Annotated in this window: 25 protein-coding genes; 12 read left to right on the top strand and 13 right to left on the bottom strand. The window is 62.4% G+C overall.

The features are described 5' to 3' along the window. Positions 1-7: 7 nt before the first annotated feature. Together HGO38_RS05360 and HGO38_RS05355 are read right to left on the bottom strand one after the other, a co-directional pair. The gene (locus tag HGO38_RS05360; protein WP_250954878.1) at positions 8-400 is read right to left on the bottom strand and encodes a GFA family protein; all 393 of its coding nucleotides are present in this window, start codon (positions 398-400) and stop codon (positions 8-10) included. Positions 401-734: 334 nt separating this feature from the next. After that, complete coding sequence (locus HGO38_RS05355) at positions 735-1,268, bottom strand: DUF992 domain-containing protein (protein ID WP_250954877.1); 534 nt, start codon at positions 1,266-1,268, stop codon at positions 735-737. Positions 1,269-1,578: 310 nt separating this feature from the next. On the opposite strand from HGO38_RS05355, the gene HGO38_RS05350 reads away from it, so the two are divergent. After that, positions 1,579-1,767 carry a hypothetical protein gene (locus HGO38_RS05350; RefSeq protein WP_250954876.1) on the top strand — a complete coding sequence of 63 codons (189 nt, stop codon included), beginning with the start codon at positions 1,579-1,581 and terminating at the stop codon, positions 1,765-1,767. Further along, positions 1,767-1,970 (top strand): hypothetical protein, encoded by a 204-nt coding sequence (locus tag HGO38_RS05345; protein WP_250954875.1) that lies wholly within the window; start codon positions 1,767-1,769, stop codon positions 1,968-1,970. The genes HGO38_RS05350 and HGO38_RS05345 overlap by 1 nt, the downstream gene beginning before the upstream one ends. Before the next feature lie 278 nt (positions 1,971-2,248). Here HGO38_RS05345 and HGO38_RS05340 read toward each other — a convergent pair whose 3' ends face one another. Next, a complete protein-coding gene (locus tag HGO38_RS05340; RefSeq protein WP_250954874.1) occupies positions 2,249-2,416 on the bottom strand; it encodes a hypothetical protein in 168 nt (55 codons plus the stop codon). Between the two features lie 180 nt (positions 2,417-2,596). On the opposite strand from HGO38_RS05340, the gene HGO38_RS05335 reads away from it, so the two are divergent. The 4 genes from HGO38_RS05335 (at position 2,597) to HGO38_RS05320 (ending at position 7,074) form a co-directional block, all read left to right on the top strand. Beyond that, entirely contained in the window at positions 2,597-3,850 is a 1,254-nt protein-coding gene (locus tag HGO38_RS05335) for an NAD(P)/FAD-dependent oxidoreductase (protein WP_250954873.1), read from the top strand. 302 nt (positions 3,851-4,152) lie between these two features. Then, on the top strand, positions 4,153-5,511 hold the full coding sequence (locus HGO38_RS05330) for a glutamine synthetase family protein (protein WP_250954872.1): 1,359 nt from the start codon (positions 4,153-4,155) through the stop codon (positions 5,509-5,511). 1 nt (position 5,512) lies between these two features. Beyond that, positions 5,513-6,820 (top strand): NAD(P)/FAD-dependent oxidoreductase, encoded by a 1,308-nt coding sequence (locus HGO38_RS05325; RefSeq protein ID WP_250954871.1) that lies wholly within the window; start codon positions 5,513-5,515, stop codon positions 6,818-6,820. After that, positions 6,787-7,074, top strand: a complete 288-nt coding sequence (locus tag HGO38_RS05320) for a nitrilase-related carbon-nitrogen hydrolase (RefSeq protein ID WP_250954870.1) — start codon at positions 6,787-6,789, stop codon at positions 7,072-7,074. Before HGO38_RS05325 ends, HGO38_RS05320 begins: the two co-directional genes overlap by 34 nt. Before the next feature lie 8 nt (positions 7,075-7,082). On the opposite strand, the gene HGO38_RS05315 is transcribed toward HGO38_RS05320, so the two are convergent. The 6 genes from HGO38_RS05315 to rirA form a co-directional block, all read right to left on the bottom strand. Then, positions 7,083-7,730 carry a TetR/AcrR family transcriptional regulator gene (locus HGO38_RS05315; RefSeq protein WP_250954869.1) on the bottom strand — a complete coding sequence of 216 codons (648 nt, stop codon included), beginning with the start codon at positions 7,728-7,730 and terminating at the stop codon, positions 7,083-7,085. Between the two features lie 19 nt (positions 7,731-7,749). Then, positions 7,750-8,406, bottom strand: a complete 657-nt coding sequence (locus HGO38_RS05310) for a TetR/AcrR family transcriptional regulator (protein ID WP_250954868.1) — start codon at positions 8,404-8,406, stop codon at positions 7,750-7,752. 266 nt (positions 8,407-8,672) lie between these two features. After that, on the bottom strand, positions 8,673-9,206 hold the full coding sequence (locus HGO38_RS05305; protein ID WP_250954867.1) for a gluconokinase: 534 nt from the start codon (positions 9,204-9,206) through the stop codon (positions 8,673-8,675). A gap of 32 nt (positions 9,207-9,238) precedes the next feature. After that, positions 9,239-10,276: an AbrB family transcriptional regulator gene (locus HGO38_RS05300; RefSeq protein ID WP_250954866.1), complete on the bottom strand. Its 1,038-nt coding sequence runs from the start codon at positions 10,274-10,276 to the stop codon at positions 9,239-9,241. A 110-nt stretch (positions 10,277-10,386) separates the two neighbouring features. Beyond that, entirely contained in the window at positions 10,387-11,997 is a 1,611-nt protein-coding gene (locus tag HGO38_RS05295) for a GMC family oxidoreductase (RefSeq protein WP_250954865.1), read from the bottom strand. Positions 11,998-12,234: 237 nt separating this feature from the next. Continuing rightward, on the bottom strand, positions 12,235-12,717 hold the full coding sequence (gene rirA / locus HGO38_RS05290; RefSeq protein WP_250954864.1) for an iron-responsive transcriptional regulator RirA: 483 nt from the start codon (positions 12,715-12,717) through the stop codon (positions 12,235-12,237). Positions 12,718-12,902: 185 nt separating this feature from the next. On the opposite strand from rirA, the gene HGO38_RS05285 reads away from it, so the two are divergent. The 3 genes from HGO38_RS05285 (at position 12,903) to HGO38_RS05275 (ending at position 15,944) form a co-directional block, all read left to right on the top strand. Continuing rightward, positions 12,903-13,946 carry a Fe(3+) ABC transporter substrate-binding protein gene (locus tag HGO38_RS05285; protein WP_250954863.1) on the top strand — a complete coding sequence of 348 codons (1,044 nt, stop codon included), beginning with the start codon at positions 12,903-12,905 and terminating at the stop codon, positions 13,944-13,946. Between the two features lie 164 nt (positions 13,947-14,110). Next, complete coding sequence (locus HGO38_RS05280) at positions 14,111-15,160, top strand: ABC transporter ATP-binding protein (protein ID WP_250954862.1); 1,050 nt, start codon at positions 14,111-14,113, stop codon at positions 15,158-15,160. Further along, entirely contained in the window at positions 15,138-15,944 is an 807-nt protein-coding gene (locus tag HGO38_RS05275) for an ABC transporter permease (protein ID WP_250954861.1), read from the top strand. The genes HGO38_RS05280 and HGO38_RS05275 overlap by 23 nt, the downstream gene beginning before the upstream one ends. Before the next feature lie 294 nt (positions 15,945-16,238). Here the strand turns inward: HGO38_RS05275 and HGO38_RS31000 are convergent, their stop codons facing one another. The 4 genes from HGO38_RS31000 to HGO38_RS05255 form a co-directional block, all read right to left on the bottom strand. Beyond that, positions 16,239-18,077 carry a methyl-accepting chemotaxis protein gene (locus tag HGO38_RS31000; RefSeq protein ID WP_284739323.1) on the bottom strand — a complete coding sequence of 613 codons (1,839 nt, stop codon included), beginning with the start codon at positions 18,075-18,077 and terminating at the stop codon, positions 16,239-16,241. 221 nt (positions 18,078-18,298) lie between these two features. Then, positions 18,299-19,372, bottom strand: a complete 1,074-nt coding sequence (locus HGO38_RS05265) for a M48 family metallopeptidase (protein ID WP_250954860.1) — start codon at positions 19,370-19,372, stop codon at positions 18,299-18,301. Then, positions 19,362-20,441 carry a YjgN family protein gene (locus HGO38_RS05260; RefSeq protein ID WP_250954859.1) on the bottom strand — a complete coding sequence of 360 codons (1,080 nt, stop codon included), beginning with the start codon at positions 20,439-20,441 and terminating at the stop codon, positions 19,362-19,364. Before HGO38_RS05260 ends, HGO38_RS05265 begins: the two co-directional genes overlap by 11 nt. A 176-nt stretch (positions 20,442-20,617) precedes the next feature. Further along, entirely contained in the window at positions 20,618-22,114 is a 1,497-nt protein-coding gene (locus tag HGO38_RS05255) for a CoA-acylating methylmalonate-semialdehyde dehydrogenase (protein ID WP_250954858.1), read from the bottom strand. 122 nt (positions 22,115-22,236) lie between these two features. Here HGO38_RS05255 and HGO38_RS05250 point away from each other — a divergent pair, with 122 nt between their 5' ends. The 3 genes from HGO38_RS05250 (at position 22,237) to HGO38_RS05240 (ending at position 25,563) form a co-directional block, all read left to right on the top strand. Next, positions 22,237-23,118, top strand: coding sequence for a LysR family transcriptional regulator (locus tag HGO38_RS05250; RefSeq protein WP_250954857.1), 882 nt, complete (start codon positions 22,237-22,239; stop codon positions 23,116-23,118). A 121-nt stretch (positions 23,119-23,239) separates the two neighbouring features. Continuing rightward, positions 23,240-24,343, top strand: coding sequence for a branched-chain amino acid aminotransferase (locus HGO38_RS05245; protein WP_250954856.1), 1,104 nt, complete (start codon positions 23,240-23,242; stop codon positions 24,341-24,343). 416 nt (positions 24,344-24,759) lie between these two features. Further along, positions 24,760-25,563: a hypothetical protein gene (locus tag HGO38_RS05240; RefSeq protein WP_250954855.1), complete on the top strand. Its 804-nt coding sequence runs from the start codon at positions 24,760-24,762 to the stop codon at positions 25,561-25,563. The last annotated feature ends 15 nt before the right edge of the window (positions 25,564-25,578 follow it).

Here is a 25,578-nt window from a genome sequence, read left to right as displayed (position 1 = left end):
GTTCCCCCTACCCCTCGAACCGCCCGCCATCCTCGCGGTCTCGCTCGTATCGCCTGGCCAGCGCAAACTCCGGCAGCCAGGATTCGCGGCGGATGGTCCAGAGTTCATAAGTGGGCGTGAACTGGTCGGGGGCGTCCAGGGAGCCGAGGTTCACTTCGACCTCGTCGGCGCTGCGTGCGAACACCGATGAGCCGCAGCGGGGGCAGAAGAAGCGGCCGGCGTAGTCGCGGGTTTCGCCCTCGACGGTCACCGCAGCTTCGGGAAAGATCGCCGATGCGTGAAACAGGGCGCCGTGATGTTTGCGGCAATCGAGGCAATGACAGATGCCGACCCTATAGGGGCGTCCCGATGCCCGAAATCTGACATTGCCGCACAGGCAACCGCCGGTGACCTGGTCCATGCTGCATCTCCTTCCGCATCCCTTGGCCGCATCCCTTGGCCGCATCCGCTGGCCGCATCCGTTGGCCGGATCCGCTGGCCGTACCCGTCGACCTGATCCGATGGCAGGGATTGTTGCAACGAATGGCTGTGATTGCAATTGTGCCGGCCAAAGCACACGGGCATGCACCGCCGGTTCACGGCCACTTCGCGTCCCGTCCAGGCGAACAGAACGGTCGGATGGGCGCTCGGCGCGGGCCTTTGTCATCGGCCGCTGGAGCTGCTTTCGACGACTGCAGGGCGGACCTTCCCCTTGCGCTGCTAGACCACGCGCAAGGGGAAGGGTGTTCAAGGGGTCAGTTGGCGGGCGTCAGGGTCATCGAGGCGCTGCCGGCGGCGACGTTGAGGCCGAGCTGGCCGGTCACGCTGACCGCCTGGAGGTGGATCGAGCCGGATGTGCCGCCCACCAGGACATTGGCGCCGACGCCAGCGCCGACAGTGGCCTCGGCCGAGGCACCGACATAGAGGCCGGCCAGCGAGCCGCGGTGGTAGCCGGCGGTCGGTGCAAAGACCGCCCAGATCAGACGGCTGCGCGTGGTGAAGCCGAGGTCGACGCCGAGCTTGCGGATCTCGCCGGTGTAATTGTCGAGCAGCTCGGTGCCGACGGTGGAACGGAACACGCAATCGGCCTGCTTGGAGGAGCCGAGCACATAACCTGTGCCGCCGCCGATGTCGCAGGTCAGGTTGCCGATCTTCACGCCGCCCTCGGTGTCCTGATCATAGGCCGGCGGCGGCGTGTAGCCGGGGGTCATGTCAGCGGCGGCAGCGGCCTGTGCGCCAGCCAGAGCGAGCGTGGCAGCGGTCAGCGCCATTCCAAAATTCTTCATCATATCAGTCTCCTTGTCATATCGTGACGGTGCTTGGGCACCGGGCTGTCCATTCGGCAGAAGCCGTTAGAAATCATGCGCGCAATCGATCATCGGCCCCCGATCGGCGAACCCGTTGCGGCGCATAGGAAGGTTCAAAAGCGACGGACGAGGGTACCCTTCCAACCCTAAAGGGGCATTTCGAAGGCACAGCCACCGTTTGGCTTTGGGCCACGGTCTGCGAAGGCGGTGATGCACAATTCGGAACCATCGGCCCGTCCTGCTCGTTCACGTATGACCAAAGCCACCAACGCCAGAGAAAAGGGAGAGTTCCATGCCGACCACCATTCCCAACACCCCGCGGCCTGACGCCGAAACGCCGCGCGGACCAAGCGGTACACCGGGCATGCCCGACCGCTCGCAGGAAGAAGCCCCAAAGCCGCCCGTGCAAGCGCCGGGCGATAACCGAAATCCGAACGATCCGGCGCTGCTGCCGATCGGCGACCCGGCCGGAATGGCCTGATGGGCTCGCCGCCAAGCAAGATGCGCGGCTATGCGAAACAGCTGGTTGCCGAGATTATCGGCAACCAGCTTCTGCAAGAGGACGGTCTGGCGGATATCCGGGCCGCCGACCATGCCGATCCCCTGCCGCCCCAAGAGCAGCCCGATCGGACGGCCACGCCCCTCCAAATCGAGCCGCGGCCGAATGTCAGAATCAAGGGTTAGAACGCGCGATAGGAGGCGCTGTGTAAGTGTGATCGCCTCAGGCCTCAACGCAAGTGTGAGACATGCGGCCGGCGCCTTTCCGATTGGAAGCGATCCCGGCAATGGGCCAAGGCGCCGATGGCCCGACCCGGCGACCCGGCGACCCGGCAGGTGCTGCTTGCGATCACGCAGCGATCAGGCCCGATCCTTCGTCATGGGCCGGATGATGGCCGAAGCTGTTCCAGCAGACCTCCAAACGACGCACCCATTGCCGGTTTGTCACCAGCCTTAACCCTGCCTTAGAGCAGGGTTTCTTCTGCGTCGTCCTTGGTGGCGTCCTTGCGGCCGCGCTTTTTCGACACGGGCTTGGCAAGCGAAGCGTAATCGACCGTGTTTTCCGCAGGCTTTGTCTTCTTGGCAGCCTCACTGGGAAGGTCGGGCTCGGACTTCTTCTCGAATCGGATCATCGTGTGCGTCCTTCGGTGGGAGGGGATCAGGGACATGCTATAACACCAAAGCGGAGGGCCATGACCACATTTTTGCAACGCCCACCGCTATTTCATCCCTGCCGGCATTTTTCGTTTGCGCCGCAGCAAAGGCAATTGCATCCTTGCAAGCCATCCAGATCTCAAAACGGAATTCAGTGAATGTCAGCAGATGCCATCGTTCTTGGCGCCGGGATTATCGGCGTTTCCACAGCCGTCCATTTGGCGCGTCGCGGAAAATCGGTGGTGCTGCTCGACCGCCGCGGCGCCGGCGAGGAAACCTCGTTCGGCAATGCCGGCCTGATCCAGCGCGAAGGCGTGGTGCCTTACGGTTTCCCGCAGAACCTCGATCTTCTGGTGCGCTACAGCTTCAACAACCGGATCGACGCCCATTATCATCCCCGCGCCGTGCCCAGCGTCATGTCGTTCCTGGCCAAATACTGGTGGCACTCCAACCATCGGCGCCATCTCGACATCGCCCGCGCTTACGCGCCGCTGATCGAGCATTCGGTCAGCGAGCATAGCGAGATGGTGGAGGCGGCCGGCGCCGGCCATCTGATCCGCAAGAACGGCTGGATGGAGATTTTCCGCAGCAATGCCAAGCGCGATTCCGAATATGCGGAGGCCGCGCGGCTCGCCCGCGACTATGGCGTCGGCTATACCGAGCTGTCCTCCGCCGATCTGGCCCGAGAAGAGCCGCATCTGCGCGGCACCTTCACCGGCGCGCTGAAATGGTCGGATCCGTGGTCGGTGCTCGATCCGCATGCCCTGACCTTGGCCTATCTGAAACTGTTCGAGAGCCTTGGCGGCCGCTTCGTCAAGGGCGACGCGACGACGCTCACCGAAAACCGGTCTGCAAAGAGCTGGACAGTCAAATCCGACGACGGCCCGATCGAGGCCAGCCAGGTGGTCGTCGCCATGGGTCCGTGGTCGGACGAGGTGACCAAGCGCATCGGCTATCGCTTCCCCCTCGGCGTCAAGCGCGGCTATCACATGCATTACGGCACGACCGGAAATGCGACGCTCAACAACTGGACGATGGACAACGAGCGCGGCTATTTCCTGGCGCCGATGAACCAGGGCATCCGCCTGACGACCGGCGCCGAATTCGCCTTTCGCGATGCGCCGAAAACGCCGGTGCAGCTGGAGCGCGCCGAAAAGGTTGCCCGCGACATCTTCCCGCTCGGCGAACGGCTGGATGCCGAACCGTGGATGGGCGCCCGCCCCTGCACGCCGGATATGATGCCGATCATCGGCAAGGCGCCGCGCCACGCCAATGTCTGGTTCGCCTTCGGCCATGCCCATCACGGCCTGACGCTTGGCCCCGTCACCGGCCGGCTGATTGCCGAGGCGATGGACGGCGAGAAGCCGTTCCTCAACATCGAACCCTACCGGCCGGAACGCTTCAAGCCCTGATCGTCAAGGGATGGCCCTGATCGCAAAGGGCCGGCTGGAATTGCGGCCAAAGCAGTGCTAGGATAGAAACTGGTCATTCGACCAGTTTTTTAGTCCTTCCCTCCGGAAGGCACTCGGCCCTGATGCAGCGCTGTCTTTCGGCAGCCTCCGGCCGAAGCGGCACGACAGCAGGCGACAGGCAGACGCATGGCACGGTTTTTGATCTATAACGCGAAGAGCGCGCACCGTTAGCGGTGTTTCTTTCGCATGCGGCGTGGTGTCATGCCGATTGATCAAGACCAACGAGCAACAGCCGGTGCCTTATGGATATGGAAAGCCAAGCCAAAGCCTTTTTCGACGCCAACCCCGATATCGAGGTGCTTGAAGCCTTCGTCATCGACGTCAACGGCGTGCCACGCGGCAAGTGGATCCCGCGCGAGCGGGCGCTTGACGTACTGACCAAGGGCATGGCCATTCCCCGTTCGGTCTATGCGCTGGATGTCTGGGGCCGTGACGTCAATGCCGCAGGCTTGGCCGAGGGCACGGGCGATCCGGACGGGATCTGTTTCCCGGTTCCCGGCACCTTGTCGCGCGTCACCTGGCTGTCGCGGCCGACCGCCCAGGTTCTGCTCGAGATGAAAAACCCCGATGGCAGCGGTTTTTATGGCGACCCGCGCCAGGTGCTGGCTGCGGTGCTTGAGCGCTACAAGAAGCTGAAGCTGACGCCGGTCGTCGCCACCGAACTGGAATTCTACCTGATCGACCCGGTGCGCTCGGCCCTCGATCCGGTGCGCCCGCCCAATACGCGCGACGGGCGCTGGCACACCGGCCAGACGCAGGTCCTGTCGATTTCGGAATTGCAGGATTTCGAGGAGGTGTTCTACGGCATCTCTTCCGCCGCGCGGGCGCAAGGCGTTCCGGCCGATACGACGCTGCGCGAAAACGGTCCGGGCCAATATGAAATCAACCTCAACCATGTGCCCGACGCACTGGCGGCGGCCGATTATGCGCTGTTGCTGAAACGCATCGTCAAAGGCGTGGCACGCTGTCACGATCTGGACGCCACCTTCATGGCCAAGCCCTACGGCACCCAGGCCGGCAGCGGCATGCATGTGCATTTCTCGATTCTCGACGAAGAGGGCCGCAATATCTTCGTCGGCGAGGACGGCCCGGCCGAGGTGCTGATGCACTGCGTCGGCGGACTTCTCGACAACATGGGCGAGAGCATGGCGGTATTCGCGCCGCACCAGAATTCCTATCGCCGGCTGCGCCCCTCCGAGCATGCGCCGACCTATGCCTCCTGGGGTTTCGACAACCGCTCGGCCGCGGTGCGCGTCATCACCGCCTCCAAACCCGCCACCCGTATCGAGCACCGCGTGGCGGGCTCGGATACCAATCCCTATCTCGTTCTGGCGATGATCCTGGGGGCAGCGCTCGCCGGCATGCGAGAAAAGACCCAGCCGGGCGGCGCCATCAGCGGCGACGAGCATGCGATCGGCCACGAGCCGCTGCCGACCAACTGGGACTATGCCATCCAGCGCTTTGCCAAGTCGAGTTTCGCCTATGCGGCGCTCGGGCCCAAATACCGCGGGCTCTATACGGCCTGCAAACAGCAGGAACAGGCGGAATTCTCGCTGCGCGTGACCGATGTCGAATATGACGCCTATATCAGGACGGTGTGAGATGAGCGACCAGATTAGAACCAACAGCCACAATCCCGGCCATGCCAATTCCTGGTATGCGGCGTCTGCCAATGACACGCGCATCCGCCCGGCGCTGGAGGGCGAAGAGGTTGCCGATGTCTGCGTGATCGGCGCCGGCTTCACCGGCATATCGGCGGCGCTTCAATTGGCCGAGAACGGCTATTCGGTGATCGTGCTGGAGGGCGAGCGCGTCGGCTTTGGCGCATCGGGGCGCAATGGCGGGCAGATCGTCAACGGCTACAGCCGGGATCTCGAAACCATCGCCAAACGCTATGGCCCCGACAAGGCGATGATGCTCGGGCAGATGTCGCTGGAGGGCGGCCAGATCATCCGCGATCGGGTGGCGAAATACGGCATTCAGTGCGATCTGGTTGATGGCGGCTTCTATGCCGCCTTTACCGACAAGCAGGTGCGCGAGATGGCCGGCGTCAAGGCCCATTGGGAAAAGCACGGCCATAGCGGGCTGGAGATGGTGTCGAAGGCCGAGGTCGGCCGCTACGTGAAAGCCGACCGCTATGTCGGTGGCATGATCGACAGGCTGGGCGGCCATATCCATCCGCTCAACCTGGTGCTGGGAGAAGCGGCGGCCGTCGAAAGCCTGGGCGGGCGGATCTTTGAGAATTCCCGCGTCACCGGCCTCGACATGGGGGCCAATCCCGTGGTGCATACCGCCAAGGGTTCGGTCAAGGCCAAGTATGTTCTAGTCTGCGGCAATGCCTATCTCGGGCAATTGCTGCCGAAGATCACCGACAAGATGATGCCGGTCTCCAGCCAGGTGATGGCGACCGAGCCGCTCGACGCCAAGCTGATCGAAGAACTGCTGCCGGCCAATTACTGTGTCGAGGACGCCAATTACGTGCTCGACTATTACCGTCGCACCGCCGACAACCGCCTGCTCTATGGCGGCGGCATCGGCTATGGCGGACAGGATCCGGCCAACCTGACCGGCGTGATCCGGCCAAACATGCTCAAAACCTTTCCGCAGCTTGCCGGCGCCAAGATCGACTTTGCCTGGAGCGGCAATTTCGCCCTGACGCTGACGCGCATTCCACATATGGGCAAGCTGTCCGACACCGTTTATTTCTCCCATGGCGACAGCGGCCATGGGGTGACCACCACCCATCTGCTCGGCAAGATCCTCGGCGAGGCGGTCGCTGGCCATGCCGGACGTTTCGACGTCTGGTCGTCGCTGCCGGCCCTGCCCTTCCCCGGCGGCAAGACGTTCCGCGTGCCGCTCACCCTGCTGGGCGCCTGGTGGTATGGCATGCGCGACAGGCTCGGCATCTAGCAAAGGACGTTGACCATGCGCACCGTGACCGTCGCCGCGACGCAGATGGCACCGAACTCACCTTCTACGGCTCGTCCTTCATCACCAGCCAGACCGGGGAGATGGTCTGCGAGGCCGACCGCAGCAGCGAGACAGTGCTGACGGCCACCTTCGATCTTGACGGGATTGCACGGCAGCGGCAGGCCTGGGGCCCGTTTCGCGACCGGCGTCCGGATCTCTATGGTGCGATTGCCAGCCTCGACGGCGGGGTTTGAGCAGGGATTCAGTCTGCGTCATCGCTTGCAAAAATCCGCAGCTGGCGGCGGATCATCGCCTTGAAATCGCCTGTAATGTCGATCGTCTCGTCGGTGCGGAACATCAGCGCCAGACGAACGGCACCGCCGGCCATGCAGAACATCAGGAAGACCGTGCGTCTGTACTGCTCGCGGCGCGGTTCGGGGATGAAGCGTTGCGTGGCGTCGGAAAACATATTGGCATGCAGTCGGGTTTCTTCGACATCTGCGTCGTTCAGCTTTGTGTCGGCCTGGATGGCGTTCAGCAGATCCTGGGTCGGCGGATGTTCCGACACCAGCTTGAAGTAGGCATCGAACACGGTTTCCGCTGCCGCACCGACATCCTCCCAGCCATCGATATGGGTCAGCTTGTCGGCGACCAGCGCCCGGATGCACAGCGCATAACGCTCGTAGAGCGTGGCGATGATGGCCGATTTGTTGGGGAAATACTGGTAGACGGAGGCAATCGGACCGCCGGCATTGGTGGCGATCTCCTTCATCGTCACCGCATCCAGCCCCTTTGAGCCGATCAGTTCCATGGCCACTTTGAGGATTTCGTCGAGCCGTTCGCGGCTGCGGTCCTGCTTGGGCTGTCGGCGCAGGGCAGAGCCCTCGCATGCGTCCCTTTGGATTTTCATCGGGCGATCCTCCGGCCTGTCAGACATTGATCGACGTGTCGCCACGCCCCAAAAGCCACATCTGGTCGCACATCATGGCGATAAAATCGTCCATGACATCGCCCGACTCCTCCGGCGGAACGACCAGCGCCAGGCGGATGGCGTTGTTGACAAGTTGAAACATCAGAAAGACCGTCCGCCGAAATTCGTCGCGATTGGCCTCAGGAATGAACCGCACGGTGGCCTGGAAGAAAAAATCGGCCTCGACCCGGCGTTCGTTGATGTCGAGATTGGTCAGCGACTTGTCGGCCTGGATGGCGACCTGCAACTGCCTCAAGGCCGGGTTGGCAGAAAACATGCCATAATAGGCCCGGATCGTCTGCTCGATCGCGACGATCGCCTCGTCCAGAGATTGAAGCCTGCTGAAACTTTCTGCCAACAGGGACCGGACCGATTGCGCATGATGCTCGAAAAGCGCAATCAGGATCGCCGACTTGTTGGGAAAATACTGGTAGACCGACGAAATTGGACCCCCGGCGCCAGCCGCGATTTCCTTCATGGTGACGGCATCCACGCCTTTTTCCCCCAACAGGCGCATGGTGGTCTTCAGGATAGCGTCTATCCGTTCCTTGGCTCTTTCCTGCTTCGGTTTGCGACGCAGACCCGGGCTGATCGGTGCCCGCTCACCCCTTGCCATCAGTCAGCTTTCCTTCGCCTGCCATGTCATTGTCGCTAAAACAAAAAAGAGGTAGGGCCGGTGGCGGGTACGGCAAGAGGATCATGACAGACGGCTTGTCCTTTTTGAGCGATGTCTAATTGTATAAAGGACCTTTTCCGGCCGCACGGACAAGGTGAACAATCATCACATTCGCTTGAAAGTCAGCCGTCCGACCTGAAATTCTTTGCAGATCTGTCGCATCAATGCGACACAGGCAGGAGGCAATTGCTGGAAGAGGCTGCTGCTCAGCCGATTTCGCCCAGCCCGGACAGGGCATCGGCGACGATCGCATTCAGATCCTGGTCTATGCTGACCGTCACCACCCCTGCCTCGCCGCCTGGATTTTCCAGCGTCTGCAACTGGCTGGTCAACAGCGATGTCGGCATGAAATGCCCTTCCCTGGCGCCCATGCGATGGGCCAGAAGCTCCGGCGTTCCGTCCAGGAAAACAAATGCGGTCCGGCCGTTGCCGGCGCGCCGCAGGATGTCGCGATAGGATTTTCGAAGCGCCGAGCAGGACAGGACGATGGATTGATTGCGCGCCAGCGCCTCGGCGAGCTGCTCTCCGATCCGTTCGAGCCAGGGAAACCTGTCGTCATCGGTCAGCGGAATGCCCTTGGCCATCTTCTCGACATTGGCGGATGGATGGAGGCTATCGCCTTCCAGAAATGGCGCGCCAAGGCGAAGCGCCAGCTTTGCGCCGACCGACGACTTACCGCAGCCGCTAACCCCCATCACGACGATGGCCCGACCGGGACCTATATTGCGCAGTTCGTTCATGCCGGCTCTCCCTTGATCATTGCCCGCAGCGCTCATTCTTTGGCCTCGCCTTTGCCACGCCGCAGCACGAAGGGCATGAAGACGGTCAGGACCAGGATGCGCAGGACGTGGTGGGCGCCGACATAGGTGGCATCGGCATGCATCATCACCGCCATGGCCGCCATGGTCTCCAGACCACCGGGCGCAAAGGCGATCACCGTGGCATTGAGCGGCAGGCCGGTCATCGAGGTTACAAAGATGGCGATGACAGCGGCAATCGCCACCACCACGACGGTGACCACGGCGCCGGCGACAAAGGCCTTCTTCATGCGGCTGATCGGTACGCCGGAAAAGCGCGAGCCGATCAGACAGCCGAGCGTCACATAGGACGGGATCAAAAGCCATTGCGGCACGGAACCCGACACCATTCCGCTCAGATGGGTGGCAACCGAGACCGCGACGCCGCCAAGCAGAAAGGCCGCCGGCATGTTCATCCGCAGGAAGAGAAAGCCCAGACCAGCCGATGCGGCGATGACGAGAGCGACCACCGGCGCGCTCATGACAACGGCCGAGGCGCCGGGGGTGACTGCGACGAGATCCAGGAACTCGACGATCAGCGGCACGGTCAGCGTCAGGGCGAGGACCCTAACACTCTGGATGATGCTGATGCTGGCAATGTCACCGCCGATATCGGCGCCGAGGCTGACGATATAGCTCAGATGGCCGGGCGAAGCGGCCAGCATGGCGGTCTTGTGATCGTAGCCGAAGCCGATCTTCAGTACGAAATAGGCAGCATAGAGCAGGACGACCACCGCGACGAAAACCATGGCGAAGCTGAGCGGCCAGGTCTTGGCCGCCTCAAGCACCTCGGGCGTCACCGCGGTACCCATGGATATGCCAACCAGCACGAAGCAGACCGTGCGCAGCCAGAGCGGGATGATGAGCTTCAGCCCGGCAAGACCTGCCAGCGTCACCACCAGCGCCGGGCCGATCAGGAAAGGTGCGGGAAACGCCAGGTAAAATGCCGCGGCGGCGCCCAGGGCCCCCAGCAGAACGGTCACAATCAGGGAGCGGATTTCCGGCAGGGACATGGGGGCGGGATCGTCTTGATGGACAGGAAACACGGGAGGACAAAACGGTGCCCACGCTGCCAGTTCCTTTTAGAGCAACATCCCGTCAGGTCAACATTGGCCTTCAGGCTTCAAGGGCTTGCCCGTCCAAGGATTTCTGCCGACAGCTTCTCGGCCATCATGATGACGGGCGCATTGGTATTGCCGCCGATCAGCGTCGGCATGACGGAGGCATCGATGACACGCAATCCCTCGACGCCATGCACCCGCAGATGCGGATCGACGACGGCCGCACTGTCGGTTCCCATCCGGCAGGTGCCGGCCGGATGATAGATCGTGTCGGCACGACGGCGTATTTGCTCGGATAGCGCAGCATCGTCCAGCCCGGCGATCGGGTAGAGTTCGGATTTGCGGTAAGCGTCCAAGGCCGGCGCCTCGACGATCGAACGCATCAGCTTCACGCCGGCGAGCAGCTCCTGCATGTCGCGCGGGTCGGACAGATAGGCCGGATCGATGGACGGCGGCATCATCGGATCGGCGCTGCGCAAGGTGACGCGGCCGCGCGAATGGGGCCTGAGCACGCAGACATGGCAGGAATAGCCATAGCCCAGATGCAATTTGCGGGCGTGATCATCAACCATGGCGACGACGAAATGCAGCTGGATATCCGGCCGGTCGAGCGCCGGGTCGGTTTTCAGGAAACCGCCCGATTCGGCAAAGGTCGAGCGCAGATGGCCGGCACCCTCGTTTCGCCACTGGCGGGCCGAGCGGGCGATATCCAGGGCACCGGACGGGCCGATGCCGATCATGTCGCGGTCGGAAGAGCGATAGATCGCCGTGAAATCCAGGTGATCCTGAAGGTTGGCCCCGACGCCCGGCAGATCGGCTGCGACCGTGATGCCGTGCCGGCGCAAGTCTTCCGCCGGGCCGATGCCGGACAGCATCAGCAGCTGCGGCGACTGGAATGCGCCGGCACAGCACAGCACTTCGCGCGCCGCCAAGACCCGGCCTTCGCTTCGGCCCTGGCGGTAGGCGACGCCGGTGGCCCGTCCGTTCTCAAGGAGAATCCGGGTTGCATGGGCGCCGGTCAGGATCGTCAGGTTCGGCCGGTCGACATGGTCGTGAAGATAGGCGGCCGCGGCCGAGCAGCGCTCGCCTTTGCGCGGCCCCTTCCAGAACTGTGTGGCCTGATAGAGACCAACGCCCTCCTGGGTCACGCCATTGAAATCGGCGTTGCGGGCAAAACCCCGCTGTTCGGCGGCGTCCAGGAAAGCCTGGTTGACCGGCCGCGCCCAATCGGCATCGCAGACCTGCAAAGGGCCATCCGCGCCATGCAGCGGCCCGGCGCCATGGGCATTGCCCTCCGCCTTGCGAAACCAGGGGAGCGCATCGTCAAAGCTCCAGCCCTCGCAACCCGCCGCCGCCCAATCGTCATAATCGCCCGGATGGCCGCGGACATAGAGCATGGCATTGATGGCGCTGGACCCGCCGAGCCCGCGGCCGCGCGGCTGAAAACCGCGTCGTCCATGAAGGCCTGCCTGCGGCTCGGTCTCGAAGGCCCAGTTAGAGGAATGAAGATGGCCAGGGACGATGGCGGCAGCCCCGGACGGCACCCGCATCAAGAGATCGCGGCCCATGCCTCCAGCCTCCAGCAGGCAGACCCTGACATCGGCATTTTCGCTCAGCCGGCCGGCCAGACCGCCACCCGCCGATCCTCCGCCGACCACCACATAATCGAACATCCGTTCCCCCGGCCCGATATCCCTGCGACGGGAGGTCGCCCGTCGTTTCTCCCCGGGCGAGTCCTATTCCGTTTACGTAAACGTAGCCTGATGGAGTGACAAACTCAAGAGCCACGAAAGTCGGCCCATGGGCTGCCAAAGGCGGGCGACGTCACCGATACGTCGCGGCAACACGACATCAAAAAGCCCGCGGACAAAGTCCACGGACTCATGAAGAATCTGTTGCACAGTGAGGCGTCAGGCAGCCGGTGCAGTGACGGCCGAGCCGCGTGGCACGGCGAATTCGTTGATGCCGAGCAGGAAGTTGATCTGCGGGCGCGCCTTGACCAGGTCGTCGATGGAATATTCCATCAGCACGCCGAAAAAGGCGTTGAGCGCCTTGCGCAGGGCCGAGTTCAAACCGCAGCTGTCGACCAGCGGACAATCGACCTCGCCGTCATCCTCAAAACATTCGGCCATCGCGAAACTGTCTTCGGTGACGCGCACGACATCGAACAGGCTAATGTCGGTCGCCGGGCGACCGAGGCGCACGCCGCCATTGCGGCCCCGTACGGTTTCGACCAGTCCAGCCTTGTTGAGCGGCTGCAGGATCTTGAACAGGAAAAGCTCCGAAACGCCATAAGCCTTTGCGATTTCAGGAATCCGGCTCAGGCCCTGGTTATTGGCCGCGCAATACATGAGCATGCGAACCGCGTAATTTGTCTGCTTCGTCAAACGCATGCTTAACTCCCGGAATCAAGTTTTATCGGTATATAATGCCTTTTGCAGTTTTGAACAATTCCAAAATAGCAAAAATACACAAGGTCGTGATCACCCTCATATCACGGCTGCGTTGACATGCCGAGAAAATATCATGATATATTTACTCAAGTAAAAATCGGCACAGAAACTAAAAAGGGAGTCTCATGTTTCGCATCAGGACATCAGTCGTAGGATTGGCCGCATCGGCAGCATTCTTCGCCATCGGCAGCCAGGCCTTCGCCGAGGGAGAGGTCAATATCTATTCCTATCGCCAGCCGGAACTGATCCAGCCCGTGCTTGACGCCTTCACCAAGGAAACCGGTATAACGACCAATGTCCTCTTCCTCGACAAGGGCCTTGTAGAGCGCATCAGCGCCGAGGGCGTCAATTCGCCGGCCGACGTCATCCTGACCGTGGATATCGGACGGCTGGTCGAGGCGCGCGACGGCGGCGTCACGCAGCCGCTCAGCAACGAGATCATCAACAAAGACATCCCCGCCCATTACCGCGATCCGGCCGGCGAATGGTTCGGCCTGACAACCCGCGGCCGGGTGGTCTATGCCTCCAAGGAGCGCGTATCGGATACGGCGATCACCTACGAGGACCTGGCCGATCCGAAATGGAAGGGCCGGATCTGCATTCGCGACGGCCAGCATTCCTACAATATCGGCCTGTTCGCCTCGATGATCGCCCATCACGGGGCCGACTACACCGAAACCTGGCTGCGTGGCTTCAAGGACAATCTGGCCCGCAAGCCGGACGGCAATGACCGCAGCCAGGCCAAGGCGATCATGGCCGGCGAATGCGATATTTCGCTCGGCAATACCTATTATGTCGGTCTGATGATGACCAATGAAAAGGACCCGGAAGAAAAGGAATGGGCGGCCGCCATCAAGGTGCTGTTCCCCAATAGCGCGGACCGTGGCACCCATGTGAATATTTCCGGCATGGCGCTCGCCAAGAATGCGCCGAACAAGGATAATGCGGTGAAATTCATGGAGTTTCTGGCCTCCGGCGAGGCCCAGGAAATCTATGCCGAGCAGGTCTTCGAATATCCCGTGATGCCGGGCGCCAAGACCTCCGACATCGTCGCCTCGTTCGGCACGATCAAGCCCGACACCCTGTCGCTCGCCGACATCGCTGCCAACCGCAAGGCGGCCTCCGAACTGGTCGACAAGGTCGGCTTCAACGACGGCCCGACGCAGTAAGTTGCAGACGAAAGCCTGTTCGTCTTAGGCTGATACCAAGAGCGGCCCGGGGAGAAATCGCCGGGCCGTTTTGCGTTGCGGCCATGACCGCGGTCCTGATTGTGGCGCCGTTTTCGGCCACGTATCCGCCGCACCGGATCAAAAGCAATGGCGCTTGCCGGCGCATGGCTGTAGATGCGGTGGAGGTGCGGACGCAAAAGGAGACGGCTGCCGATGATCGAGCGGTTTCGAGCAATATCTGGGGCAACCTGCAGCCGGCCTCGCCCTGCTGCGACGGTGACGCCGCGACCATGAGGCCAGACATGGACAATGCGATCTCCGTGCGCCAGGTCTACAAGCGCTTCGGTTTTGGACCGGGAGCGGTCGTGGCCCTTGATGGCCTGTCGCTGGAAATCCCACGCGGCAAGATCCACGGCCTGCTGGGCCCCAATGGCGCCGGCAAGAGCACGCTTCTGCGCATCATCGCCGGACTGGTACGCGCCGATCGCGGCAGCATCGACCTGTTCGGCGCGCCCGCCAGCCCCGCCTCGCGGCGAAAATTCGGCATGCTGATCGAATCCCCGAGCTTCTATCCTTTCATGACAGCGCGCGAGCATCTGGCGATGCTGGCCTCGTTCGCCGACCAGCCGGCCGAAGTCGATGCGGTGCTGCGCCGCGTTGGCATTCTCAATGCGGCCGACAAGCGGGTCAGCGGCTTCTCGCTCGGCATGAAACAGCGACTCGGCATCGGCTGCGCCCTGATTTCAAGGCCCGACGGCATGATTCTCGACGAGCCGACCAACGGGCTCGATCCCGACGGAATCCTGGAGATGCGGGCGCTGATCCAGGAACTCGCCCATCAGGACGGCATCACCGTGCTGCTCTCCAGCCACCTTCTCGACGAAGTCGAACGGATGTGCGAGCGCATCACCATCATCAAGCGCGGAAAACTGGTGGCCGAGGGCAATGTTGCCGACCTGCTCGATCGACAGGGCCGCTTCTTCCTGGAGGTCGACAGGCCCGAGGCCCTGATCGCCCGGCTCGGCGAGACCGCCAGTGCAGGTGATGGCGGGGTCTATGTGCGCACCGCGCGCGACGAGGTTCCAGCCCTGATCAGCACGCTGGCTGCCTCCGGCCTGCTGATCTACGAGGCCAAGTGGATCCGGCCGGATCTGGAGCAGGTCTTTCTATCGGAAACAAGGAATGTAGGCGATGATGCCGCTGGTCAAAGCTGAACTGACAAAGCTCTCCCGCCAGCGCGCTACCCTGTTCTGGGGCTTTCTGGCCGTCCCGATCGCTGCCACGCTGTTCAAGCTCGGCCTGCAGGCGCTTGTGCTCAGCCATACCGGACGCATACCGGCACCGGACGCCGATTTCCTGCTCTCGGCCGCCCAGGCGCTCAACATCTCCGGCAACTCGGTCGCGCAGTTGCTCTTTGCGATCGGCATCGCTTCGGTCTTTAACGTGGAATATCGCCATTCGACCTGGCGGCATCTGGTGCCGCGTTTTTCGCGGCTGCACTTGTGGGCGGCCAAGTTTCTCGCCTGCCTGATCTTGCTTTCGGCAAGCCTTGTGCTGACAGCGGCCGGGAGCCTCATGCTCAATATCGGCAACGCGCTTGTCTACGGTCAGGGAATTTTGGCAACCGCCTTGCCAGTGGGCAGCGCCTCGACCCTGGTCCTCGCCTTCGCCATCGCCTTTCTGGAGCTTGCAGTGCTGGCGGCCTTCGTCTCGGCCATCACCATCCTCGCCCGCTCGATGATCGCCGCCGTCATTCCGGCCTTCCTGCTCGGGATCGGCGCAACGCTTTCGCAGGTCTATTTCGGCCGTACCGATGACGTCCTGCCCTTGCCTTCACTGGCGGCGGGAATGTTGCGTGACTGGCTGGCTGCACCGGTCGGGTTCACAGAGGCACAAGGCGGGGCGCCGACCGGGTTTGCCATCCTGTCGCTATGGCTGGTCGCCGCCGCCATGATCGGCGCGGTCGCCTTCATGCGCCAGCAACTCGCCTCGGAGTAACACCGGAAAGGCACTCTGCACTTGGCGATGCAGTCGGGCTTATGTTCAGCAGATAGGCCAAGGGCGACCAATCGGCCGCCCCTGGCTTGCTGGGATGGGGAGATCCCTACGTCATGGTCGGGATCAAGAACTCCGCGCAGACGCGCCGCGGCTGGATTCCAGCTTTTCGCTGGAATGACCGGGAGCTTGGGACCGGCCAGGGCAACCAATCGTTTTGGAACCACAAAAAAGGGCGCGTTGAGCGCCCTTTTCCAGTGTTGAAGACCCGGCCTCAGGGGCGCGGGATGCCGCCCTTCAGGCAGCCCGCGAACGCTGGGCGCCGGTAGCGTATCCGCGCGAGGCCTGGGCTTCGCCGGGCAGCCGGAACTGGCTCAGCAGCGACATGAGTTCGGCCGCTTCCGTTGCCAGCCCATGGGCCGTGGCGGTGGCTTCCTCGACCATGGCGGCGTTCTTCTGCGTGCCCTGGTCCATGCTGTTGACGGCGTTGTTGATCTCCTGGAGACTCAGCGACTGTTCGCGGTAAGCCTCGGCAATGGCCTGCACGTGGTCGCTGATATGGGCGACCTGGGAGACGATCGCCTCCAGCGCCTTGCCGGTCTTGTCCACCAGGCTGACGCCGGCCTCGACCTGCGAACTGGAGGTATTGATCAGCGCCTTGATCTCCTTGGCGGCGTTGGCCGAGCGTTGGGCGAGTTCGCGCACTTCCTGGGCGACGACGGCGAAGCCCTTGCCGGCTTCACCGGCACGCGCGGCTTCGACACCGGCGTTCAGCGCAAGCAGGTTGGTCTGGAAGGCGATGTCGTCGATGACGCCGATGATGTTGGAGATGCCCGCAGAAGAGCTCTCGATCTGGCGCATGGCCTCGACGGCCGAATGCACGACGGCACCCGAACCCTTGGCGTCTGCGCCGGTTTCGACGACCAGGCGACGGGCCTCGTCGGCGCGCTTTGCGGCGTCGCGCACGGTGGTAGTGATCTCTTCCAGCGCTGCGGCCGTCTGTTCGACGGCGGCGGCCTGCTGTTCGGTGCGCTTGGACAGGTCGTCGCTGGCGGTGCGGATTTCATTCGAGCCGGAGCTGATGGCAGCGGCATTGCTGCCGACGACGCGCATGGCTTCGCTCAGCTTCTGTACCGAGTGGTTGAAGTCGTTGCGCAGCGAGTCCAGATCGGCGCCGAAGGGCTTGTCGATGCGGTGCGAGAGGTCGCCATTGGCCAGCGCCTGGAGGCCGCCGGCAAGCGCCTGGACAACCTGCTGCAGTATCGCCGATTCCTGGGACCGGCGGGCCTCGTCGGCGGCAAGTTCGGCTTCACGCTGGGTGCGGCCGCTTTCAGTGGCGGCGGACAGCCTTACGCGCTCGACCTCGTTGTTGCGGAACACCTCGACCGCCTGGGCCATGGTGCCGATCTCGTCGGCCCGGTTAAGACCCTCGATTGCCGCACGCGCTTCGCCGCGGGCGAGCGACTGCATGCGCTGGCGCAGGCGTTCCATCGGCTTGGTGATGCCGGCATTTGAGACATAGAAGGCCAGGGCGGTCACGGCCAGGATGGCGCCGACCAGGATGGACAGGCTGGAGATGATGTCCGACGAGGTCTGATCCGAGAGAACCTTGCCACCATCGGTGATCATGGCCATCATCGCGGTGTTGTTGGCACCTGATTTGGCGGAGATATCGGCAGAGAGCGTGTCCATGCGCTTGGCCACCACGAGGGCTTCGGCATCCTTGCCGGCCTTCTTGAGAGCGGTGATCTCCTCAAAGATAGCCTTGAACTGCTCCATGCTGGCCAGGATTTCGGTCGCGGCCGGCTTGCGGGACGGCACCATGGTACCGATCGAGACCATCTTTTCCGCGGCACCGGCATAGTTGCGCACGAAGGTGGCACTCAGGGCCTCATACTCGGGCGAAGCCGCGTCGAGAACCGCGACGCGGGAAATTGCGTTGATCGCCGTCCACATGCCGGCCGACGAGCGGGCGCCCAGAATGGCCGCCTGGGTCTCGTTCTGGATGAAGCTGGCATAGGAGGCGTTGACCTGGTTGAACCTGGCTGCCAGCAGTGACATCCCCATCAGGGAGATGACGCCCAGCAGCAGGATCATGGACAGAATTTTAGCCTTGATCGAAAAACGGCTTAACATGGAAAGACTTTCTGTGGCGGGAACGCGAGCCGACGGGAAATAGCGGTTCGGTGCAATGGCTGGGGAGCAAAGGAAGGCAGGAGCATCATGCAGCACCGCAGCAATTCGGGTGGCCCTCACCAATAAGAATTGCCTTTGTTAGGTTAACCGAGAGTGTAAAAACATCACACGTTCAGGAATGTTTTTGCTGTACCCTGTGTCAAGCCGCCACGTGTTGCGGCTCACTTGACCGCCTGGCGCTCCTTCAACTGCATCGCGTAATCGTCGATCGCCTTGCGGCGTTCCGGGGTGCCGGGATGGGTGGACAGCATCGATGTCTCGCCGCTGCTGCCGAGCTTTTCTTCCAGCACCGCGAAGAACCGGCCGATGGCGGCGGGATCATGGCCGGCCTTGCTCATCAGTTCGACCGAAATGCGGTCCGCCTCGCTTTCGGCAGACCGCGAATAGGAGAGCGACAGCAGGGCTGCGCCATTGGTCAGGATATCCTCGCCCGCCGTGCCGATATCGCCGGCAATCAGCATGATGAGCGCGGCCGTGCCGGCAGCACGGTAGATCTGGCGCAGGGAATGATTGCGCTCGACATGGCCGATTTCATGGGCAAGCACGCCCAGCACCATCTCGGTATCGCCATCGGCCAGTTCGATCAACTCGTCGGTGATAACAAGCGTGCCATCCGGCAGCGCAAAGGCATTGGGGCCGATGAAGCCGCCGCTGCGGAAATTCAAGGAATAGCCGTCGACGCCGCGCACCGAATGCGCGGTGATCGCCTCGAAGCGGGTGCGGATATCGGTTTGCTCGTTGTCCGGCAGGCTGCTCGGTGAAAACACCGCCTTGTCGAGCGAGGACAGGGTGCCGGAGGACATCATTTCGGTGGCGACCGGCGGGGTCAGGACGATTGCCACCTCGACCAGGGCCGGCACGGCATACCGATAGATCAGGCCGGCCAGCACGAAGACGGCCAGGACCAAGCCGATCAAACGCGGGTGGAATTTTTCGAGCCTATGGATCCAGCCGGTGCGGTTGGCGCGATGGGTGGCAAGCCAGGCATCGATAGCGTCATTGTCAGGCGTTTCGAACAGCGAGCCGTCGGCAAAGCCGATGCGCCGCGGAATGCGTCCGACGCGGTCGGAGATGGCGAGGTCGGCGAGATCGCCAGCCGCCGCCGGTTCGTCCTCGTCATCGGCGAGTTGCACGGACAAGCGCCTGCCTTCGCCCACCAGACGGGCCGCAAGGGCACGGCTGGAGCCGGGTGGATGCCAATGGCCCGTCGCGATCACGCTACCGTCAGAAGCCAAAGTCAAAACCCTCCATGTCGAGATATTCGGCGGTTGCCGCCGTGCCGGTCGCCTGGATGGAGGCCATGATGTCATCGAGATCGCCCATGAACACGATGCCGGTATGTTCGACGACATAGCGCTGTTCGCGCACCGCCGCCCAGGGCCGCATCAGGCCGAGCGTCAGCACCATGACCATCAGGTTCGACAGGACGATCCAGAAATAGCGGCCGCGGGAAAGATCGCTGTAAAGCCGGTGCTTGCCGTCGAGCAGTGTAGCGTCCATCACCACATTGCGAACGCCGACCCGATAGAAGATCCCTGCCACGGCATAGACCACGAAGAGGGCGATCGCGGCAGCATAGATGGTGCCGATAATGCGAAGCTGCAGATCGGTTTCGTCCAGCAGGGCGTCCGGGTCGGAGGCCTGATCGAAACTATAGACCATCCAGCCGGCAAGGGCGGCAAGGATCAGGCCGACCAGCACCATCAGCGCCGGCAGTACCCAGACGCGGTAGAGCTTGCCGAGCTTGGGATCGGTCGAAAAGGCGCGATCGCCATAGCGCAGGTTGTTCAGCATGTAACGATAGAGCCAGCGGCTGGCGAGCGGCGCCAGGATGCCGAAGCTGAAAAAAGCCAGGAGGCCCCCCAGCAGGATGGACAGGAAGGCGCGCCAGCCGGTGCCGACAAAGTCGAAACGAATGTTGCGATAGCTGGTGACGCGGGCATTGAAGCGCAGGCCGCGGGAAATGAGCCAGGGCAAAACCGCCAGCAGGATGAAGGGCACGACGATGCCGAACAGCGGATAGAAGGCCGCGACGATCTGGATGATGATGAAGATGACGAAGACGATGGCCCGGCCGATGAAGATCTGCTTGCCGCGGGCATGATAGTCGAAGGAATGGCCGGCCACGACGCTGTTGCCGTAGAAATAGCGGTTGCGCCGGACCTTTGCCCAGGCGGAATAGATGCCGAGGGTGACGATGGTCAAAAGCACGTTGACGATCCAGATGCCGAAATATTCCCGTGCATTGCCGCGGAATTCGCCGCGCTCCAGCGGATTTGCCGCCTCTGCCGATGCCACCGTCATGCAAAGCCCTCTCGACTCGATCCTACCCCTGTCAGCCGACGGCGGCCTTCGGTCTGCACCGCAGCGCGTCGCACCGACCGGTCTTTCAACCATGGCGATGCCGCAAGCTCAAGGGCTTGCAACGCAAAACGGGCCTCTTTCGAGGCCCGCCCTGCATCGTCAGGAGGAGATGAAAGTCATTTCATGGTCGGGATCGAGAACTCGGCGCCGTCCTTGATGCCCGACGGCCAGCGCGAGGTCACCGTCTTGGTGCGGGTCCAGAACTTGATGGAATCCGTACCGTGCTGGTTGAGGTCGCCGAAGGACGAGGACTTCCAGCCGCCGAAGGAATGATAGGCCAGCGGAACCGGGATCGGCACGTTGACGCCGACCATGCCGATATTGATGCGGCTGGTGAAGTCGCGGGCCGCATCGCCGTCGCGGGTGTAGATGGCGACGCCGTTGCCGTATTCATGCTTCATCGGCAGTTCGAGGGCTTCTTCGTAGTTCCTGGCGCGAACGACCGAGAGAACCGGTCCGAAGATCTCCGTCTTGTAGATGTCCATGTCGGGCGTGACGTTGTCGAACAGGCAGCCGCCGACGAAATAGCCGTCTTCATAGCCCTGCAGCTTGAAATCGCGGCCGTCGACCACCAGCTTGGCGCCCTCTTCGACGCCCTTGTTGATCAGGCCGAGGATACGGGCTTTGGCTTCCTTGGTGACGACGGGACCGAGATCGGCCTTGTCGTCATTGTAGGGGCCGATGCGCAAGGATTCGACCATGGGGGTCAGCTTTTCGATCAACCGGTTGGCGGTCTCTTCGCCGACCGGAACGGCAACCGAGATCGCCATGCAGCGCTCGCCGGCCGAACCGTAGCCGGCGCCGATCAGCGCCTGGGCTGCCTGGTCGAGATCGGCATCGGGCATGATGATCATGTGGTTCTTGGCGCCGCCGAAGCATTGCGCCCGCTTGCCGTTCATCGCCGCCGTGCCATAGACATAGCGGGCGATCGGCGTGGAGCCGACGAAGGAGACGGCCGAGATATCGGGATGGGTGAGGATCGCGTCGACGGCCGACTTGTCGCCGTTGACGACATTGAGGATGCCCGCCGGCAGGCCGGCCTCGATCATCAGTTCGGCAAGCCGGATCGGCAGGGACGGATCGCGCTCGGACGGCTTCAGGATGAAGGCGTTGCCGCAGGCAATGGCCGGGGCAAACATCCACATCGGGATCATGCCGGGGAAGTTGAACGGGGTGATGCCGGCGCCGATGCCGACCGGCTGGCGGATCGAATACATGTCGATATTGGGGCCGGCGCCTTCGGTAAATTCGCTCTTGGAGAGATGCGGGATGCCGATGACGAATTCGCAGACTTCCAGGCCGCGGATCACGTCGCCCTTCGAATCCTCGATGGTCTTGCCATGCTCGCGCGACAGCATTTCGGCAAGCTCGTCCATGTTCTCGTTGAGCAGGGCGACGAATTTCATGAAGACGCGGGCGCGGCGCTGCGGATTGGTGGCGGCCCACTTGCCCTGGGCGGCCTTGGCATTCTGCACGGCAGCGTCGAGTTCGGCGTCGCTGGCCAGCGCCACCTCGCCCTGGATCTCGCCGGTGGCCGGGTTGAAAATCGGCTGCTTACGGCCGGATGTGCCGGCGACCTTCTGGCCGCCGATGAAATGACCGATCTGATACATGGGGTTCCTCCTTGGATTTTATAATCGCAGCTTTGCACTTCAATTTGCACAAATCAATCGCCTGAATTACACATCCGTTGTGCGGAAATTGAAGCCTCCTATCCAACACGGCAGGGATTGCAATGAACTGGGACGACGTTCGGATGTTTCTGGCGGTGGCGCGCACCGGGCAGATCCTGGCAGCCTCCAAACGGCTGGGGGTCAACCATGCCACCCTGTCGCGGCGGGTCACCGCGCTGGAGGAATCGCTGCAGACGCGGCTTTTGATCCGCCGCACCAATGGCTGCGAGCTGTCGCCGGAGGGCGAGATTTTCCTGCATGCGGCGGAGCGCATGGAAACCGAAATGCTGGCCGCCCAGTCGAGCATCGGCCGGATCGATAGTGCGGTGGCCGGCACGGTGCGGATCGGCGCGCCGGACGGCTTCGGCGTCGCCTTCCTGGCGTCCCGGCTTGGCCGGCTGACGCAGCGCCATCCGGACCTGAAGATCCAGCTGGTGCCGGTGCCGCGCACCTTTTCGCTGTCGCAGCGCGAAGCCGATATCGCCATCACCATCGAACGGCCGGAGCAGGGCCGGCTGGTCTCCTCCAAACTGACCGACTACACGCTGGGGCTTTATGCGGCGCAGTCCTATCTCGACGCAGCGGGTGTGCCGGAGCGGGTCGAGGCGCTGAAGGACCATCGGCGGGTCGGCTATGTCGAGGATCTGCTCTATTCCGCCTCGCTGAATTTTACCGCCGAGGTGATGCGCAACTGGAATGCCACATTCGAGATTTCCTCGGCCACCGGCCAGACCGAGGCGGTGCGCTCGGGCGCCGGCATCGGCATATTGCACAGCTATATCGCCCGGCAATATCCCGAACTGGTGCGGGTTTTGCCGGAGATCGCCATCCGCCGGGCCTATTGGACGACCTATCACGAAAGTGCGCGCGAACTGGTGCGGGTGCGCACCGTGGTCGACTACCTGCAGGAACGGGTGAGCGAGGAGCGGCCGATCTTTCTTTGACGGCTGCCGGATTCAGTTGACAAAATCGCCCCGAACCGCGCAAACCAAAACCTTCGGCGATACTCGGCGCAGCCCAGTATCACCAGCACCATCGTTGGATTTTTTGAGCAACAGGCACCCGATGACCACAGAGACCGCACTGCCCGACTTCACGATCGCGCCGAACCTTCAGCCGATGGCCGAGGACGCCCGCCTCAAGGCCTTTGAAAACCTCGGCTTCGGCACGCTGTTTACCGACCATATGGCGGTGATCCTGTGGGATGCCGACAAGGGCTGGCACTCCGCCGAGATCAAGGCGCGTGGACCGTTTTCGATCGACCCGGCGGCGAGCGTCCTGCACTATGCCCAGGAAATCTTCGAGGGCATGAAGGCCTATCGCGCTCCCGACGACCGCATCCTTTTGTTCCGGCCGGAGGAAAACGCCCGTCGTTTTGCCAGATCCGCCGAGCGCATGGCGATGCCCGAAATCCCCGAGGCGCTGTTCCTGCGGGCTGTCGAGGAACTGGTGAAGATCGACGCCAAATGGGTGCCGGAGGGCGAGGGCAGCCTCTATCTGCGGCCCTTCATGTTTGCCAGCGAGACCTTTCTCGGCGTGCGGCCGTCGCGGCAATATATTTTCTGCGTCATCGCCTCGCCGGTCGGCCCCTATTTCAAGGGCGGCGGCAAGCCGGTGACCCTGTGGGTCTCGGAGGATTTCACCCGCGCTGGCCCCGGCGGTACGGGCGCTGCCAAATGCGGCGGCAACTATGCCGGCAGCCTGCTGGCCCAGGCCGAAGCCACCAGGCGCGGCTGCGACCAGGTGGTGTTTCTCGATGCGGCCGAACACCGCTGGGTCGAGGAACTCGGCGGCATGAACGTGTTCTTCGTGATGGATGACGGCACGGTGGTAACGCCGCCGCTGTCAGGCACCATCCTGCCCGGCATCACCCGCGCCTCGATCATCAAACTGGCTAGCGAAAACGGCCTCAACGTCGTCGAGCGACCCTATTCCTTCGACGAGTGGAAGGCGGACGCCCAGAGCGGAAAACTGCGCGAGGCCTTTGCCTGCGGCACCGCCGCCGTGATCGCTGCCATCGGCACGGTGCGCCATGCCGGCGGCGAATTCGTCATCGGCAATGCCGGCACCGGCATTCAGACCGAAACGCTGCGCACCCAGCTGACCAGCATCCAGCGCGGCCAGGCCCCGGACGCCCATGGCTGGGTGAAGACGGTAGCGCTGGGGTAGACGGCTCGGCGGGACTGGACTGAGGGGAGCCCCGTCATGGTTGCATGGCGGGGTTTTTTGTTTGCGGCGGTGGCGGTGGGAGGCTGTAGGCGGAGGCGCCGCTGAAGGCGAAAGCGCCGGCTATAGGCAGGCACCACCCTCCCCGCCGTCATGCTCGGGCTTGACCCGAGCATCCACAGGCTGCGCGCTGGGCATCAAGCCTGAATGGGTCTTCGACGGCGGCGGCTGGCTGATGCGTGTCGAGATCACCAACCGAGACTTAAAGGGTGCCCGCAAAAGCCCAGTGTAAGGCGCACGAACGCCCTTAACACAGGGTATTAGATTGGTGTCTAGATCCGTCACAGACACCAATCTATCGAATCGATAAACAAGAGTGCTAAAGATGCGTCTCCTCTAAGCTCTGGACTTCTGCCCTCATGATAGATTTCGACAGCAAAACGCTGTCTGCTCTGACGTTCCTCACCGGCTGTGTTGCCGAATGGCGTGTGCAGATCCAGCTTCTTCAGAAGAGCAACACGATTGCGGGGCTGAACCACTCGCTAGATGTTCGCGCTAAATTCATCAAAAGCCTGCATGTGGTCAACGTCGCTGCGGATACTCTGGAAATGCGTGGTGTAGCCATCGCGGCGAAAAGAGCCGCAGAGGAGTGTTCAGACCTCTTTGCTACCCCCATTGGACACGATAGCCACCGTTTGAACCGGATCGTGACCAACGCTGAGCACGTAATTCTCGCCTTCATGAACGAGTTGGAAGGCTGCTCCCTGTTCACCATTTCGCCGCGGCATGCTCAGCTTTACTCCGAGCCGTTCCCGTTTGGCGAAGCTGTTGATGCAGCGTTTCCATCTGCATCCTATGACATTGCCGAAGCCGCGAAGTGCCTCGCGCTCAGCCGGTGGACCGCCAGCGTAATGCATTCAATGCGAGTTCTGGAACTGGGATTAACGATGCTCGGGCGCCACTACAGCATTGAGGAAACGGCTAACTGGAATACTCGCCTGAATCAAATCGAAGCGGCCAGCCGTGACATTAGAAAAAGGGTACATGGGGCGGATGAAGAGCAGTGGGCAGCCGAAGCCGCAATACATCTTCGATTTGTCAAAAATGCATGGCGAAACCACGCTATGCATGGTTTTGAGAAATACGACGGTGAGCGATCCTTCACGATCTTTGAGAATACGCGGGCCTTCATGCAGCAGCTCTGCAAGAAGCTCGAAGAATAAAGCAATTTTCAAACG

The organism is Rhizobium sp. CG5 (assembly GCF_023701945.1).
In the GTDB taxonomy this organism is placed as follows: Bacteria; Pseudomonadota; Alphaproteobacteria; order Rhizobiales; family Rhizobiaceae; genus Allorhizobium.
Note: the sequence above shows the minus strand (reverse complement) of the source record. Positions and strands in the feature narration are given on the sequence as shown.